The following is a 14,086-nucleotide window of genomic DNA, read 5'->3' on the forward strand; positions in this document are numbered from 1 at the left end:
CTCAGTGCTCGCCGGCCGGCCCACCGATGGGAGGGGTGTTCTCGCGGCGGCCCGACTCTTCCAGGTTGGCCGGCGGGGTGCCGGTACCCGAACCACCCTGCCAGTCACGCGGCTCGCGCGGCACGCGACCGGCCATGATGTCGTCGATCTGGTCGGAGTCGATGGTTTCGTACTTCATCAGTGCGTCGGCCATCATCTCCAGCTTGTCGCGGTTCTCGTCGAGCAGTCGCTTGGCGGTACCGTAGCAGTCGTCGATGATGCGCCGGACTTCCTGGTCGATCATCTTGGCGGTCTCGCCCGACACATTGGCGTGCTGGCTGCCGGCGCTACGGCCGAGGAACACCTCGCCCTCCTCCTCCGCGTACATCAGCGGGCCGAGCTTCTCGGACAGACCCCACTTGGTCACCATGTTCCGCGCCAACTGGGTAGCACGCATGATGTCGTTGGAAGCGCCAGTGGTGACGCCTTCGAAGCCGAGGGTCATCTCTTCCGCGATACGGCCGCCGAACAGCGAGCAGATCTGGCTTTCCAGCGCGCGCTTGGACAGGCTGTAGCGATCTTCCTCGGGGAGGAACATGGTCACGCCCAGGGCGCGTCCGCGCGGAATGATGGACACCTTGTAGACCGGGTCATGCTCCGGCACCAGGCGACCGACGATGGCGTGGCCGGCTTCGTGGTAGGCGGTGTTGCGCTTCTCCTTCTCGGACATGACCATGGTCTTGCGCTCGGCGCCCATCATGATCTTGTCCTTGGCCAGCTCGAACTCGCGCATGTCGACGATGCGCTTGTTGGAGCGCGCGGCGAACAGCGAAGCCTCGTTGACCAGGTTGGCCAGGTCGGCGCCGGAGAAACCGGGCGTACCGCGGGCGATGACGGCAGGATCGACATGGTCGCCCAGCGGCACCTTGCGCATGTGCACCTTGAGGATCTGTTCGCGCCCGCGGATATCCGGCAAGCCGACCACCACCTGGCGGTCGAAGCGGCCCGGGCGCAGCAGCGCCGGGTCCAGAACGTCCGGACGGTTGGTGGCAGCGATGACGATGATGCCATCGTTCATCTCGAAGCCATCCATCTCCACCAGCAACTGGTTGAGGGTCTGCTCGCGCTCGTCGTGACCACCGCCCAGGCCGGCGCCGCGATGGCGGCCGACGGCGTCGATCTCGTCGATGAAGATGATGCACGGCGCATGCTTCTTGGCCTGGTCGAACATGTCGCGGACACGGGAAGCGCCCACGCCGACGAACATCTCGACGAAGTCGGAACCGGAAATGGTGAAGAACGGCACCTTGGCTTCGCCGGCGATGGCCTTGGCCAGCAGGGTCTTGCCGGTGCCGGGCGGGCCGACCATCAGCACGCCGCGCGGGATACGGCCGCCCAGGCGCTGGAACTTGCCCGGATCGCGAAGGAACTCGACCAGCTCGCTGACCTCCTCCTTGGCCTCGTCGCAGCCGGCGACGTCAGCGAAGGTGGTCTTGACCTGATCCTCGGACAGCAGGCGCGCCTTGCTCTTGCCGAAGCTCATCGGGCCGCCGCGACCGCCGCCGCCACCCTGCATCTGGCGCATGAAGAACATGAAGACGGCGATGATCACCAGGATCGGGAAGCTGGCGACCAGCAACTGGGTCCAGATGCTCTGCTGTTCGGGCTGCTTGCCCTCGACCACGACGTTGTTGTTGACCAGGTCGCCGATCAGGCCGTTGTCCTGGATCGCCGGGCGGATGGTCTTGAAGGTATCGCCGTCGCTACGCTTGCCGGTGATGACATAGCCATCCACGGTCACTCGCTCGACCTTGCCATCCTTGACCTGCTGGATGAAGTCCGAGTAGTTCAGCGTCTGTGGCTCGCTCGGGCTCGAGAAATTGTTCATCACGGTCACCAGTACCGCCGCGATGATCAGCCACAGAATCAGATTCTTTGCCATGTCGTTCAATTGACTACCCTCTGAAGCCGGCTCCGTCCTGGAAACCGCTTCACACGACGGCCAGACTCCTTCCGGCCAAAAGTACTACACAAGCGCCCGCGCACGCAGGCGTTGTCTGTAACCCTTTATGAACCCTCGCCCGTCCCGGCACAACAGGTCATCGACCAATAGACAGGCTATAGGGTCAATCATTCCAGTCTATTCCCCGCGAAAGCCGCGTGCGAGCAGATACTGTTCCCGCGAACGATCACGCGACGACAGGGGCTTGCGCATCTGTACCTTGTCGAACATTTCCCGGGCCTGCTTGTGGTACTGGTCGAAACCTTCGCCCTGGAAGATCTTGATCAGGAAATCGCCGCCCGGCCGCAGCACACGGCCGGCCAGGTCCAGCGCCAGTTCGCAGAGATACATGGCGCGCGGCTGGTCGGCGGCCCGCACTCCACTCATATTGGGGGCCATATCGGAAATCACAAGGTCTACCGGATGGTCGCCGATCGCCTCGAGGATCCGCGCGAACACCGCGTCCTCGGTGAAGTCGCCCTGGATGAAGGTGACGTCGGGGATGCTGTCCATCTCGAGGATGTCCGAAGCGATCAGCCGGCCGCGGTCGCCGATCACCCGGCTGGTGACCTGCGACCACCCGCCCGGCGCGGCGCCCAGGTCGACCACGGTCATGCCCGGACGCAGGATGCGGTCCTTCTCCTGGATCTCCAGCAGCTTGTAGCTGGCGCGCGAGCGATAGCCATCGCGCTGGGCCATCTTCACGTAGGGATCGTCGAAATGTTCTTTCAGCCAACGCTGGCTGGTTTTGGAGCGGGCCACGGAATACCTCTTCGGGCACCCCCGGTCGGCGGGGGCAGCATCACTTGGACTAAAACTGGGGTAAAATAGACGACTTTTTCCCAGGGGTCTGATTATGGCGCTCACTCAAGAGCAGAAGAAACAGTTCAAATCTATCGGTCACCACCTGAAACCGGTATTGATCGTAGCCGAGAACGGCTTGACCGAAGGCGTTCTCGCCGAACTCGAGCGCGCACTCAACGATCACGAACTGATCAAGGTGAAACTGGCGCTGGCCGAGCGCGACGATCGCCGCGCCCTGCTCGACGAACTCTGCGCGCAGTCGCGCAGCGACCTGGTGCAAAGCATCGGCAAGATGGCGCTGGTCTATCGGAAGAACCCGAAGCCGAACAAGAATCTCTCGAACATCAGCCGTTTCGCCGGCATCTGATGTCCCATCCAACCAAGGTCGGGAAACTTCCCGACCTGGTTCAGACGTATTCCTCGTCCCGCCCCGGTACCGGCTGCAACACCAGCAGCAGGCCACACATCGCCACCGCCAGGTAGTTGAACAGCAGCCAGCGCACCGCCTCGGGCGCCAGCCCACGCACCAGGAAGTACACCAGGCAGAGCAGCGCGACGGCGAGCAACAGCTGACCGCGAAGGTCTCGCCAAAGGCTCCTCGGCCCGTGGCTCGACACCAACACCAGCGCCTGCAGCACCGCACAGAATCCGGCGAAGCCGATCAGCAGCGGCGTCAACGCCGCGGCTACGGTTTCCACCAGCAGCGGCGCCAGTCCGGTCTTGGCCAACGCAGGCAGGACCACGAACTGCAGCAACCAGAGGCCGCCGACCCAGAACGTCTGGGCCAGCAGCCAACTGATCGCGCCTGCGCGCAACGGGGCGCGCTTAGATATGGCGAACCTCGACGATCTCGTACTCGACGTCGCCGCCCGGGGTTCTCACCAGCACGGCATCGCCTTCGGTCTTGCCGATCAGCGCACGGGCGATCGGCGAATTCACCGAGATCTTGCCACCCTTGATATCCGCCTCGTCGTCGCCGACGATCTGGTAGGTCACGGTCTCGTCGGTCTCGACATTGGCGATGTCGACGGTGGTGCCGAAGATCACCTTGCCGCTGTGCGGGATGGCGGTGACATCGATGACCTGGGCGTTGGACAGCTTGGCCTCGATGTCGCGGATACGCGCCTCGACCATGCCCTGCTGTTCGCGCGCCGCATGGTACTCGGCGTTTTCCTTGAGGTCGCCCAGTTCACGCGCTTCGGCGATGGCCTGGCTGATCTGCGGGCGCAGCACGCCCTTCAGGTGTTTCACTTCTTCTTCCAGGGCGCGGGCGCCCTGGACGGTCATGGGGAACTTGCTCATGCCTTGATTCCTGCGTGGAGATCCTGCAGACGCCGAACGGTCTTCTCGGGACCGAACTTGAGCGCCTCACAGATCGCCTGCCCACCCGCAATGGTGGTGGTGCAGCAGATCTTGTGCTGCAGGGCGTTTCGACGAATGGAGTAGGAGTCAGCGATGGACTGCCGGCCCTCGGTGGTGTTGATGATCAGGGTGACCTCGTCGTTCTTGATCATGTCCACCACGTGCGGGCGACCTTCGGTCACCTTGTTCACGCGACGCACCGGCAGGCCCGCGGCCTCAATGACACGCGCGGTACCGGCGGTGGCTACCACTTCGAAGCCCAGCGCGACCAGGTCGCCAGCCACCTGGGCGGCGAACGGCTTGTCGTCTTCGCGGACGCTGATGAAGGCGCAACCGGCGGTCGGGAGGATCTCGCTGGCCCCCAACTGAGCCTTGGCAAAGGCTTCGGCAAAGCTATCACCGACGCCCATCACTTCACCAGTGGACTTCATTTCCGGGCCGAGGATCGGATCGACGCCGGGGAACTTGGCGAACGGGAACACCGCTTCCTTGACGCTGAAGAACGGCGGGATGATTTCCTGGGTGAAGCCGACCTCGGCCAGGGTCTTGCCGGCCATGACGCGGGCGGCGACCTTGGCCAGCGACTCGCCGACGCACTTGGAGACGAACGGCACGGTACGCGAGGCGCGCGGATTGACCTCGATGACGAAGATATCCTCGCCCTGCACCGCCATCTGCACGTTCATCAGGCCGACCACGCCAAGCTCCAGGGCCATTTTCTTGACCTGCTCGCGGATCTCGTCCTGGATGTGCTGCGGCAGCGAGTACGGCGGCAGCGAACAGGCGGAGTCGCCGGAGTGAACGCCAGCCTGCTCGATGTGCTGCATGATCGCGCCGATCACCACGATCTCGCCGTCGCATACCGCGTCGATGTCGACTTCGATGGCGCAGTTGAGGAAGTGGTCGAGCAGCACCGGGCTGTCGTTGGAAACCTGCACCGCCTCGCGCATGTAGCGCTTGAGTTCTTCTTCCTGGTAGACGATTTCCATCGCCCGCCCGCCCAGCACGTAGGACGGGCGAACCACCAGCGGATATCCGATGGCCTTGGACGCGGCCAGGGCCTCGTCTTCGCTGCGCGCGGTGGCGTTGGCCGGCTGGCGCAGGTTCAGGCGCTGGACCATCTGCTGGAAGCGCTCGCGGTCTTCGGCACGGTCGATGGCGTCCGGGCTGGTGCCGATGATCGGCACGCCGGCCTCTTCGAGGGCGCGGCAGAGCTTCAGCGGGGTCTGGCCGCCGTACTGGACGATCACGCCCTTGGGCTGCTCGACGCGGACGATCTCAAGGACGTCCTCGAGGGTCACCGGCTCGAAGTACAGGCGGTCGGAGGTGTCATAGTCGGTGGAGACGGTTTCCGGGTTGCAGTTGACCATGATGGTCTCGTAGCCGTCTTCGCGCATCGCCAGCGCCGCGTGCACGCAGCAGTAGTCGAACTCGATGCCCTGGCCGATGCGGTTCGGACCGCCGCCGAGGATCATGATCTTCTCGCGGCTCGACGGGTTGGCCTCGCACTCTTCCTCATAGGTCGAATACATGTAGGCGGTGTCGGTGGCGAACTCGGCGGCGCAGGTATCGACGCGCTTGTAGACCGGCAGTACCTTCAGCTTGTGGCGATGGCTGCGCAGGTTCTTCTCGGTGACGCCGAGCAGCTTGGCCAGGCGCGCGTCGGAGAAGCCCTTGCGCTTGAGCTTGTACATCAGCTCGCGATCGATGGAGGACAGGCCGAGGGTCTTGACCTTCTCCTCGTCCTTGACCAGGTCCTCGATCTGCACCAGGAACCATTCGTCGATGCGGGTCAGCTCGAACACTTCCTCGACGCTCTTGCCGGCGCGGAAGGCGTCGGCGACGTACCAGACACGCTCGGCGCTGGGCACGGTCAGCTCGCGCTTGAGGATGCTGTCGGCCTCCGGGTCGTTCAGGTCGAGCTTCGGATCGAAGCCGGTGGCGCCGACTTCCAGGCCGCGCAAGGCTTTCTGCACCGACTCCTGGAAGGTCCGGCCGATGGCCATGACTTCGCCGACCGACTTCATCTGGGTGGTCAGGCGGGCATCGGCTTTCGGGAATTTCTCGAAGGCGAAGCGCGGGATCTTGGTCACCACGTAGTCGATGGCCGGCTCGAACGACGCCGGGGTGCGACCGCCGGTGATGTCGTTCTGCAGTTCGTCGAGGGTGTAGCCGACCGCCAGCTTGGCGGCGATCTTGGCGATCGGGAAACCGGTGGCCTTGGAGGCCAGGGCCGAGGAGCGGGAAACCCGCGGGTTCATCTCGATCACCACCATGCGCCCGGTGTTCGGGCAGATGCCGAACTGCACGTTGGAACCGCCGGTTTCCACGCCGATCTCGCGCAATACCGCCAGCGAGGCGTTGCGCATGATCTGGTATTCCTTGTCGGTCAGGGTCTGCGCCGGTGCCACGGTGATCGAGTCACCGGTGTGCACGCCCATCGGGTCGAAGTTCTCGATGGAGCAGACGATGATGCAGTTGTCCTTCTTGTCGCGGACCACCTCCATCTCGTATTCCTTCCAGCCGATCAGCGACTCGTCGATCAGCAGCTCGTTGGTCGGCGACAGGTCGAGGCCACGGGCGCAGATCTCTTCGAACTCTTCACGGTTGTAGGCGATACCGCCGCCGGTGCCGCCCATGGTGAAGGACGGACGGATGATGCAGGGGAAGCCGACCTGCTCGAGCACGCCGTAGGCCTCCTCCATGCTGTGGGCGATGCCCGAGCGCGGACAGGCCAGGCCGATATCCTTCATCGCCTTGTCGAAGCGCGAGCGGTCCTCGGCCTTGTCGATGGTATCGGCATTGGCGCCGATCATCTCCACGCCGAACTTCTCCAGCACGCCGTGGCGCTCCAGGTCCAGGGCGCAGTTCAGCGCAGTCTGGCCGCCCATGGTCGGCAGCAGCGCGTCGGGGCGTTCCTTCTCGATGATCTTGGCCACGGTGGCCCACTTGATCGGCTCGATGTAGGTCGCGTCGGCCATCGCCGGGTCGGTCATGATGGTCGCGGGGTTGGAGTTCACCAGGATGACGCGGTAGCCCTCCTCGCGCAGGGCCTTGCAGGCCTGGGCGCCGGAGTAGTCGAATTCGCAGGCCTGGCCAATCACGATGGGGCCGGCACCGAGGATCAGGATGCTCTTTATGTCTGTACGTTTTGGCATGGGACTCTCGTTGCAATAATCAGGACAGGGTTGCGGTGGCCAGCTTCACACCAAAGCCGACGAACAGGGCGCCGACGCCCGAAGTGGCGCCGGCAGCCAACCGTTGCCGCCGGCGGAACCAGGCCGCCAGCCGCACACCGGTGAAAATCAGGAAGCTCAGGTAAAGGGCGCTGACCAGTTCCAGGATCACCGCCAGCACCAGGAACGACAGACCCGGATAGGCATAGCCGGGATCGACGAACTGGATGAAGAAGGAGATGAAGAACAGGATCGCCTTGGGATTCGACAGGCTGAGCAGCAGCGCCTTGCGGAACGGCTGGTGGACATCCACCTGTTCGGCCTGCGCCGCCGTCGCTTCGGGATTGCGCAGCTTGCGCCAGGCGCCCCGCAGCATGCCGACGCCGAGATAGAACAGGTAGGCCGCACCGAGGTACTTCAGGCCGATGAACAGCATCGGCTCGGCCTTCAGCAGGGACGCCACGCCAAGGGCCGACAGCAGCATCAGCACCGCGTCGCCGAGGAACACGCCGCAGGCGGCCCGGTAGCCGGTCGCCACGCCACGCTGGGCCGAAGTCGCGAGGACGAACAACGAGTTCGGCCCGGGCAACAGGATCACGAAAACCACACCCAGCACGTAGGTCCAGAAATCGGTTATCCCCAGGGTCGGCATGGCTCTGCTCCTCAGCGACGCTCGGCCATCGCCGAGATGAAGCGGTCGAACAGCGGGGCGACGTCATGCGGACCGGGGCTCGCCTCGGGGTGGCCCTGGAAGCTGAAAGCGACCTTGTCGGTGCGCTCGATACCCTGCAGGGTACCGTCGAACAGCGACTTGTGAGTGGCTCGCAGGTTGTCCGGCAGGGTGCTCTCGTCGACCGCGAAACCGTGGTTCTGGCTGGTGATCATCACCACGCCGCTGTCCAGGTCCTGCACCGGGTGGTTGGCGCCGTGGTGGCCGTGGCCCATCTTCAGGGTCTTGGCGCCAGAGGCCAGGGCCAGCAACTGATGGCCGAGGCAGATGCCGAACACCGGGATCTCGGTATCGAGGAATTCGCGGATCGCCTGGATCGCGTAGTCGCACGGTTCGGGGTCGCCGGGGCCGTTGGAAAGGAAGATGCCGTCCGGGTTCAGCGCCAGCACTTCGCTGGCCGGCGTCTGCGCCGGCACCACGGTCAGGCGGCAGCCCCGCGCCACCAGCATGCGCAGGATGTTCAGCTTGACGCCGTAGTCGTAGGCCACCACGTGATACGGCAGTTCACCGGCCGGGATCTCCGGGTGACTGTCGCTTTCCAGGTTCCAGACGCTGGAGCGCCACTCGTAGCGCTCGGCGGTGGTGACCTCCTTGGCCAGGTCCATGCCCTTCAGGCCGGGGAAGGCGCGAGCCAGCTCCAGCGCGCGTTCCTCGGTAGCGTCGGCACCAGCCAGGATGCAGCCGTTCTGCGAACCCTTCTCGCGGAGGATACGGGTCAGGCGACGGGTATCGATGCCGGCGATGGCGACGGTGCCGTTGGCTTTCAGGTAGTCAGGCAGCGACTGCTTGCTGCGCCAGTTGCTGGCGATCAGCGGCAGGTCGCGGATGATCAGGCCGGCGGCCCAGACACGGTTGGCCTCGGCGTCTTCCGGGGTGGTACCGGTATTGCCGATGTGCGGGTAGGTCAGGGTGACGATCTGCTGGGCGTAGGAAGGATCGGTAAGGATTTCCTGGTAGCCGGTCATGGCGGTGTTGAACACCACCTCGCCAACGGTCTGACCGTCGGCACCGATGGCTTCACCGCGAAAAATGCTGCCGTCGGCAAGTGCAAGTATGGCTGGCTTAGTCAAGAAGACCTCCCGTAAATCAAGCCTGACTGGTCGCGCAGGTGTAAAAAAGCGGGATGACACCGTGAAGAGTCATCCCGCTTTTTTTCGATTCATGCTGCGCTGCTTTTAGTGGACACACTAAAGCTGTAGTTTACAGAATCGCGACATTCCGGTCCACCAATAAGACGACGTGCGGCAGCGCCTCAGCGTAGGCCGAGCACATCCTGCATGTCGTACAGGCCGTTCTCCTTGCCCTCCAGCCACAGCGCCGCACGCACCGCGCCACGGGCGAAGGTCATGCGACTGGAAGCCTTGTGGGTGATCTCCACGCGCTCGCCCTCGGCGGCGAACAGCACGGTGTGGTCGCCCACTACGTCGCCGGCGCGCACGGTGGCGAAGCCGATGGTTTCCCGCGCCCGCGCGCCGGTCTGCCCCTCACGTCCGTAGACCGCCACTTCCTGGAGGTCCCGGCCGAGCGCCTGGGCTACCACCTCGCCCATGCGCAAGGCGGTGCCGGACGGTGCATCGACCTTGTGCCGGTGATGGGCCTCGATGATCTCGATATCCACTTCGTCGCCCAGCACCCGTGCCGCGGTATCCAGAAGCTTCAGGCAAAGGTTCACGCCGACGCTGAAGTTGGCAGCGAAGACGATCGGGATATCCTTCGCCGCCTCGGCCAGCAGCAGCTTCTCGTCGGCGCTGAAGCCGGTGGTGCCGATGACCATCGCGCGGCGCGCCTTGCGGCACTGTTCGATGTTCTTCAGGGTTACGGAGGGATGGGTGAAGTCGATCAGGACGTCGAACTCCTCGCAGACCTTGCCCAGGTCCCCGGACAGCGGCACGCCGATCCGGCCGAGACCGGCCAGCTCGCCGGCGTCCGCCCCCACCAGGGTGCTATCCGGACGATCCACCGCCGCCGTCAGCCCGGCGGCACCGCCGGTCTGCTGAACGGCCTCGATCAGGTTCTTGCCCATGCGCCCGGCGGCGCCCACTACGGCTATACGTCGCATAAAACCACTCCACGCGGAACCCGGACGCGGCTGTCAGGCCGCGCCCATGGCTTTGTTTATAGGTCGTCGAAGAAACGCTTCATGCCTTCGAACCAGCCACTGGCCTTGGGCGAATGCGAGGTGTCGCTCTGCAACGACTTGCGGAACTCCTCGAGCAGCTCGCGCTGGCGCTTGTCCAGGTTCACCGGGGTTTCCACCACCACCTTGCACATCAGGTCGCCGGCGCCGCCGCCGCGCACCGGGGCCACGCCCTTGCCGCGCAGGCGGAACAGCTTGCCGGTCTGGGTGCTTTCCGGAATCTTCAGCTTGACCCGGCCATCCAGCGTCGGCACTTCCAGCTCGCCACCCAACGCAGCGTCGGCGAAACTGATCGGCACTTCGCAGTACAGATGCTTGCCGTCGCGCTGGAAGATCGGGTGCTCGCGCACATTGACCACCACGTACAGGTCGCCCGCCGGACCACCCATGCTGCCGGCCTCGCCTTCGCCGGTGAGGCGGATGCGGTCGCCGGTGTCGACGCCGGCCGGCACCTTCACCGACAGGGTCTTCTGCTCTTCCACGCGCCCCTGGCCATGGCAGGAGCCACAGGGATCGGAAATCATCTTGCCGGTGCCGTGGCAGCGCGGGCAGGTCTGCTGGACCGAGAAGAAGCCCTGCTGCATGCGCACCTGGCCGATACCGCCGCAAGTGGTGCAGGTGACCGGTGTGGTGCCGGGCTTGGCGCCGCTGCCGTTGCAGGTCTTGCAACCGACCAGGGTCGGCACGCGGATGGTGACGGTGGTGCCACGTACCGCCTCCTCCAGGTCGAGGTCCAGGGTGTAGCGCAGGTCCGCGCCGCGCTGCGCGCCGCCGCGCGAGCCACCGCGGGCACCGCCGCCACCGAAGAAATCGCTGAACACATCGCCGAAGATGTCGGAGAAGCTCGCCCCGCCGAAACCGGCGCCAGCGCCCCCACCCATATTCGGATCGACGCCGGCATGGCCGTACTGGTCGTAGGCCGCCCGCTTGCTGGCATCGGAGAGGACCTCGTAGGCCTCGTTGGCCTCCTTGAACTTGTCCTCGGCTTCCTTGTCGCCAGGATTGCGGTCCGGGTGGTATTTCATCGCCAGGCGGCGGTAGGCCTTCTTCAGGTCCGCCTCGCTGGCGCCACGCTCAACCCCCAGAACCTCGTAAAAGTCTCGTTTCGCCATAACCTTTCCGTCTCAATTAAGGACCCTCCAGACACGCCAACGCGGGAGCAGGCTCCCGCGTGGCGGATCATGCGTACCGGCCTGGCCGGCACGCGGGGCAGAAGCAAGCCGGGGCTTACTTGTTGTCCTTGACCTCTTCGAACTCGGCGTCCACCACGTCGTCAGCGGCTTTCGCCTGCTCGCCCTGGGGAGCGTCTTCGCCCTGCTGGGCCTGTTCGGCGTACATCTTCTGCGCCAGCGGGGTGGAAGCCTGGGACAGAGCGTTCATCTTGGCCTCGATCTCGGCCTTGTCGTCGCCCTTCACCGCCGCTTCCAGCTCGCCCAGCGCCTTCTCGATGGTCGCCTTGTCCTCGGCGGTGGCCTTGTCGCCCGCCTCGGTGATCATCTTGCGGGTCGCGTGGACCAGCGCGTCGCCCTGGTTGCGAGCGGCAGCCAGTTCCTCGAACTTGCGGTCCTCCTCGGCGTTCGCCTCGGCATCGCGGACCATCTGCTGGATCTCATCCTCGGACAGGCCGGAGGATGCCTTGATCACGATGGACTGCTGCTTGCCGGTGGCCTTGTCCTTCGCCGAGACGTGCAGGATGCCGTTGGCATCGATATCGAAGGTCACCTCGATCTGCGGCACGCCGCGCGGAGCCGGCGGAATGTCGGCCAGGTCGAACTTGCCCAGCGACTTGTTCTGCGCGGCCTGCTTGCGCTCGCCCTGCAGCACGTGGATGGTCACCGCGCCCTGGTTGTCGTCGGCGGTGGAGAACACCTGCGACTTCTTGGTCGGGATGGTGGTGTTCTTCTCGATCAGACCGGTCATCACGCCGCCCAGGGTCTCGATGCCGAGGGTCAGCGGGGTCACGTCGAGCAGCAGCACGTCCTTCACGTCGCCGGCCAGGACCGCGCCCTGGATGGCGGCACCGACAGCCACGGCTTCGTCCGGGTTGACGTCCTTGCGCGCTTCCTTGCCGAAGAACTCGGCAACGGTCTTCTGTACCAGCGGCATGCGGGTCTGGCCGCCGACCAGGATCACTTCATGGATATCGGAAACATCCAGGCCGGCATCCTTCAGCGCGGTGCGGCACGGCTCGATGGTGCGCTGCACCAGGTCTTCGACCAGGGACTCCAGCTTGGCGCGGGAAACCTTGACGTTCAGGTGCTTCGGACCGCTCGCGTCGGCAGTCACGTACGGCAGGTTGACGTCGGTCTGCTGGGTCGAGGACAGCTCGATCTTGGCTTTCTCGGCCGCTTCCTTCAGACGCTGCATGGCCAGCGGGTCGCCCTTCAGGTTGATGCCGCTTTCCTTCTTGAACTCGTCGACGAGGTAGTCGATCAGGCGGATGTCGAAGTCTTCGCCGCCGAGGAAGGTGTCGCCGTTGGTGGCCAGCACTTCGAACTGGTGCTCGCCGTCGACTTCGGCGATCTCGATCACCGACACGTCGAAGGTACCGCCGCCCAGGTCATAGACGATCACGGTGTGGTCGCCCTTGGCCTTGTCCAGGCCATAGGCCAGCGCCGCCGCGGTCGGCTCGTTGATGATCCGCTTGACGTCGAGGCCGGCGATGCGGCCGGCGTCCTTGGTGGCCTGGCGCTGGCTGTCGTTGAAGTAGGCCGGAACGGTGATCACCGCTTCGGTGACCGGCTCGCCGAGGTAGTCTTCGGCGGTCTTCTTCATTTTCTTCAGCACTTCGGCGGAAATCTGCGGAGGCGCCATCTTCTGGCCCTTCACTTCCACCCAGGCGTCGCCGTTGTCGGCCTTGACGATGCTGTACGGCACCATCTGGATGTCTTTCTGAACCACGTTCTCTTCGAAGCGACGGCCGATCAGGCGCTTCACCGCATACAGGGTGTTCTGCGGGTTGGTGACCGCCTGGCGCTTGGCCGGCTGGCCCACCAGGGTTTCGCCATCGTTGGTGTAGGCGATGATCGAGGGGGTGGTACGCGCGCCCTCGGCGTTCTCGATGACCTTGACGTTACCGTTCTCCAGGATAGCCACGCAGGAGTTGGTGGTACCCAGGTCGATGCCAATGATTTTGCCCATATTCACTCTCCAGAAACTTTGATTCCGTGCGACCCGCCCGTGGGTCTCGTGCTCGGTTGACTACCCAGATGGGGTCGTCGCGTCGAATTTCAAGCCTGCTCGTCGATGGAAGGCGGGGTTTCCGCCGGCGCCTTGCTGACCACCACCATCGCCGGACGCAGCAGGCGGCCGTTGAGCAGGTAGCCTTTCTGGAACACCTTGAGGACACTGCCCGGCTCGGCCGAAGCGCTTTCCTGCATGGCCATCGCCTGGTGCTGCTCGGGGTTGAAAGGCTCGCCTTCCGGGTTCAGCGCCTCCACCTGGTAGCGGCGCAGGGTGTCGTCGAACATCTTCAGGGTCAGTTCCATCCCTTCGCGCATCGGCTTGATCGCCTCGTCGTTGGGATCGGACATCTCCAGGCCGCGCTCGAGGGTGTCGACCACCGCCAGCAGGTCGCCGGCGAATTTCTCCAGCGCGAACTTGTGCGCCTTCTCGACATCCTGCTCCGCACGCCGGCGTACGTTCTGCAGATCCGCGACCATGCGCAGCGCCTGGTCCTGGGCGGCAGCCAGCTGCTCCTCCAGCTCCTGCACGCGGGCGGTCAGGTCCTCGGCGGCGCCGGTGGGCTGCTCGGGGGTCTGTTGATCCAGGGTCTGCTGTTCGTCAGCCATGCCACTCTCCTTCAAAAATAAGCTGGCAAATACAAGGCGAACGCATAAGTTCGCAACGTTGCCGGCTATATGGGGACGGCTTTCCACGGTTCAAGGGGCGAGCGG

At 64.6% G+C, this 14,086-nt stretch carries 12 protein-coding genes; 1 reads left to right on the top strand and 11 read right to left on the bottom strand.

Going from position 1 to position 14,086, the window contains the following annotated elements; genetic code table 11:
- Position 1 precedes the first annotated feature (1 nt).
- Together ftsH and rlmE are read right to left on the bottom strand one after the other, a co-directional pair.
- Positions 2-1,921, bottom strand: a complete 1,920-nt coding sequence (gene ftsH / locus AC1RB9_RS24885) for an ATP-dependent zinc metalloprotease FtsH (protein ID WP_003095200.1) — start codon at positions 1,919-1,921, stop codon at positions 2-4.
- A gap of 198 nt (positions 1,922-2,119) precedes the next feature.
- A complete protein-coding gene (gene rlmE / locus AC1RB9_RS24890) occupies positions 2,120-2,743 on the bottom strand; it encodes a 23S rRNA (uridine(2552)-2'-O)-methyltransferase RlmE (protein ID WP_003095202.1) in 624 nt (207 codons plus the stop codon).
- Positions 2,744-2,837: 94 nt separating this feature from the next.
- Here rlmE and yhbY point away from each other — a divergent pair, with 94 nt between their 5' ends.
- Positions 2,838-3,152 (top strand): ribosome assembly RNA-binding protein YhbY, encoded by a 315-nt coding sequence (yhbY, locus tag AC1RB9_RS24895; RefSeq protein WP_003095204.1) that lies wholly within the window; start codon positions 2,838-2,840, stop codon positions 3,150-3,152.
- Positions 3,153-3,192: 40 nt separating this feature from the next.
- Here yhbY and AC1RB9_RS24900 read toward each other — a convergent pair whose 3' ends face one another.
- The 9 genes from AC1RB9_RS24900 to grpE all read right to left on the bottom strand — a co-directional run bounded on the left by AC1RB9_RS24900 (position 3,193) and on the right by grpE (position 13,981).
- Complete coding sequence (locus tag AC1RB9_RS24900) at positions 3,193-3,600, bottom strand: DUF4149 domain-containing protein (RefSeq protein WP_003100510.1); 408 nt, start codon at positions 3,598-3,600, stop codon at positions 3,193-3,195.
- 10 nt (positions 3,601-3,610) lie between these two features.
- On the bottom strand, positions 3,611-4,087 hold the full coding sequence (gene greA, locus AC1RB9_RS24905) for a transcription elongation factor GreA (protein ID WP_003095206.1): 477 nt from the start codon (positions 4,085-4,087) through the stop codon (positions 3,611-3,613).
- Positions 4,084-7,305 (bottom strand): carbamoyl-phosphate synthase large subunit, encoded by a 3,222-nt coding sequence (carB, locus tag AC1RB9_RS24910; RefSeq protein ID WP_003095207.1) that lies wholly within the window; start codon positions 7,303-7,305, stop codon positions 4,084-4,086. The genes greA and carB overlap by 4 nt, the downstream gene beginning before the upstream one ends.
- A 19-nt stretch (positions 7,306-7,324) precedes the next feature.
- A complete protein-coding gene (gene leuE / locus AC1RB9_RS24915) occupies positions 7,325-7,975 on the bottom strand; it encodes a leucine efflux protein LeuE (RefSeq protein WP_003095208.1) in 651 nt (216 codons plus the stop codon).
- Positions 7,976-7,986: 11 nt separating this feature from the next.
- Complete coding sequence (gene carA / locus AC1RB9_RS24920; protein WP_003095209.1) at positions 7,987-9,123, bottom strand: glutamine-hydrolyzing carbamoyl-phosphate synthase small subunit; 1,137 nt, start codon at positions 9,121-9,123, stop codon at positions 7,987-7,989.
- A 182-nt stretch (positions 9,124-9,305) separates the two neighbouring features.
- Positions 9,306-10,112 carry a 4-hydroxy-tetrahydrodipicolinate reductase gene (gene dapB / locus AC1RB9_RS24925; protein ID WP_003095210.1) on the bottom strand — a complete coding sequence of 269 codons (807 nt, stop codon included), beginning with the start codon at positions 10,110-10,112 and terminating at the stop codon, positions 9,306-9,308.
- 56 nt (positions 10,113-10,168) lie between these two features.
- Complete coding sequence (dnaJ, locus tag AC1RB9_RS24930; protein WP_003095211.1) at positions 10,169-11,302, bottom strand: molecular chaperone DnaJ; 1,134 nt, start codon at positions 11,300-11,302, stop codon at positions 10,169-10,171.
- Between the two features lie 115 nt (positions 11,303-11,417).
- Positions 11,418-13,331 (bottom strand): molecular chaperone DnaK, encoded by a 1,914-nt coding sequence (gene dnaK / locus AC1RB9_RS24935; protein ID WP_003095212.1) that lies wholly within the window; start codon positions 13,329-13,331, stop codon positions 11,418-11,420.
- 89 nt (positions 13,332-13,420) lie between these two features.
- Positions 13,421-13,981 (bottom strand): nucleotide exchange factor GrpE, encoded by a 561-nt coding sequence (gene grpE, locus AC1RB9_RS24940; protein WP_003095213.1) that lies wholly within the window; start codon positions 13,979-13,981, stop codon positions 13,421-13,423.
- Positions 13,982-14,086: the final 105 nt, after the last annotated feature.

Source organism: Pseudomonas sp. 20-5, from assembly GCF_056782835.1.

What these genes read in the sequence shown, in the direction of transcription:
- ftsH (WP_003095200.1), bottom strand. Translation starts at nt 1,921, where the DNA reads ATGGCAAAGAATCTGATTCTGTGGCTGATCATCGCGGCGGTACTGGTG.
- yhbY (WP_003095204.1), top strand. Translation starts at nt 2,838, where the DNA reads ATGGCGCTCACTCAAGAGCAGAAGAAACAGTTCAAATCTATCGGTCAC.
- greA (WP_003095206.1), bottom strand. Translation starts at nt 4,087, where the DNA reads ATGAGCAAGTTCCCCATGACCGTCCAGGGCGCCCGCGCCCTGGAAGAA.
- carB (WP_003095207.1), bottom strand. Translation starts at nt 7,305, where the DNA reads ATGCCAAAACGTACAGACATAAAGAGCATCCTGATCCTCGGTGCCGGC.
- leuE (WP_003095208.1), bottom strand. Translation starts at nt 7,975, where the DNA reads ATGCCGACCCTGGGGATAACCGATTTCTGGACCTACGTGCTGGGTGTG.
- dapB (WP_003095210.1), bottom strand. Translation starts at nt 10,112, where the DNA reads ATGCGACGTATAGCCGTAGTGGGCGCCGCCGGGCGCATGGGCAAGAAC.
- dnaJ (WP_003095211.1), bottom strand. Translation starts at nt 11,302, where the DNA reads ATGGCGAAACGAGACTTTTACGAGGTTCTGGGGGTTGAGCGTGGCGCC.
- dnaK (WP_003095212.1), bottom strand. Translation starts at nt 13,331, where the DNA reads ATGGGCAAAATCATTGGCATCGACCTGGGTACCACCAACTCCTGCGTG.
- grpE (WP_003095213.1), bottom strand. Translation starts at nt 13,981, where the DNA reads ATGGCTGACGAACAGCAGACCCTGGATCAACAGACCCCCGAGCAGCCC.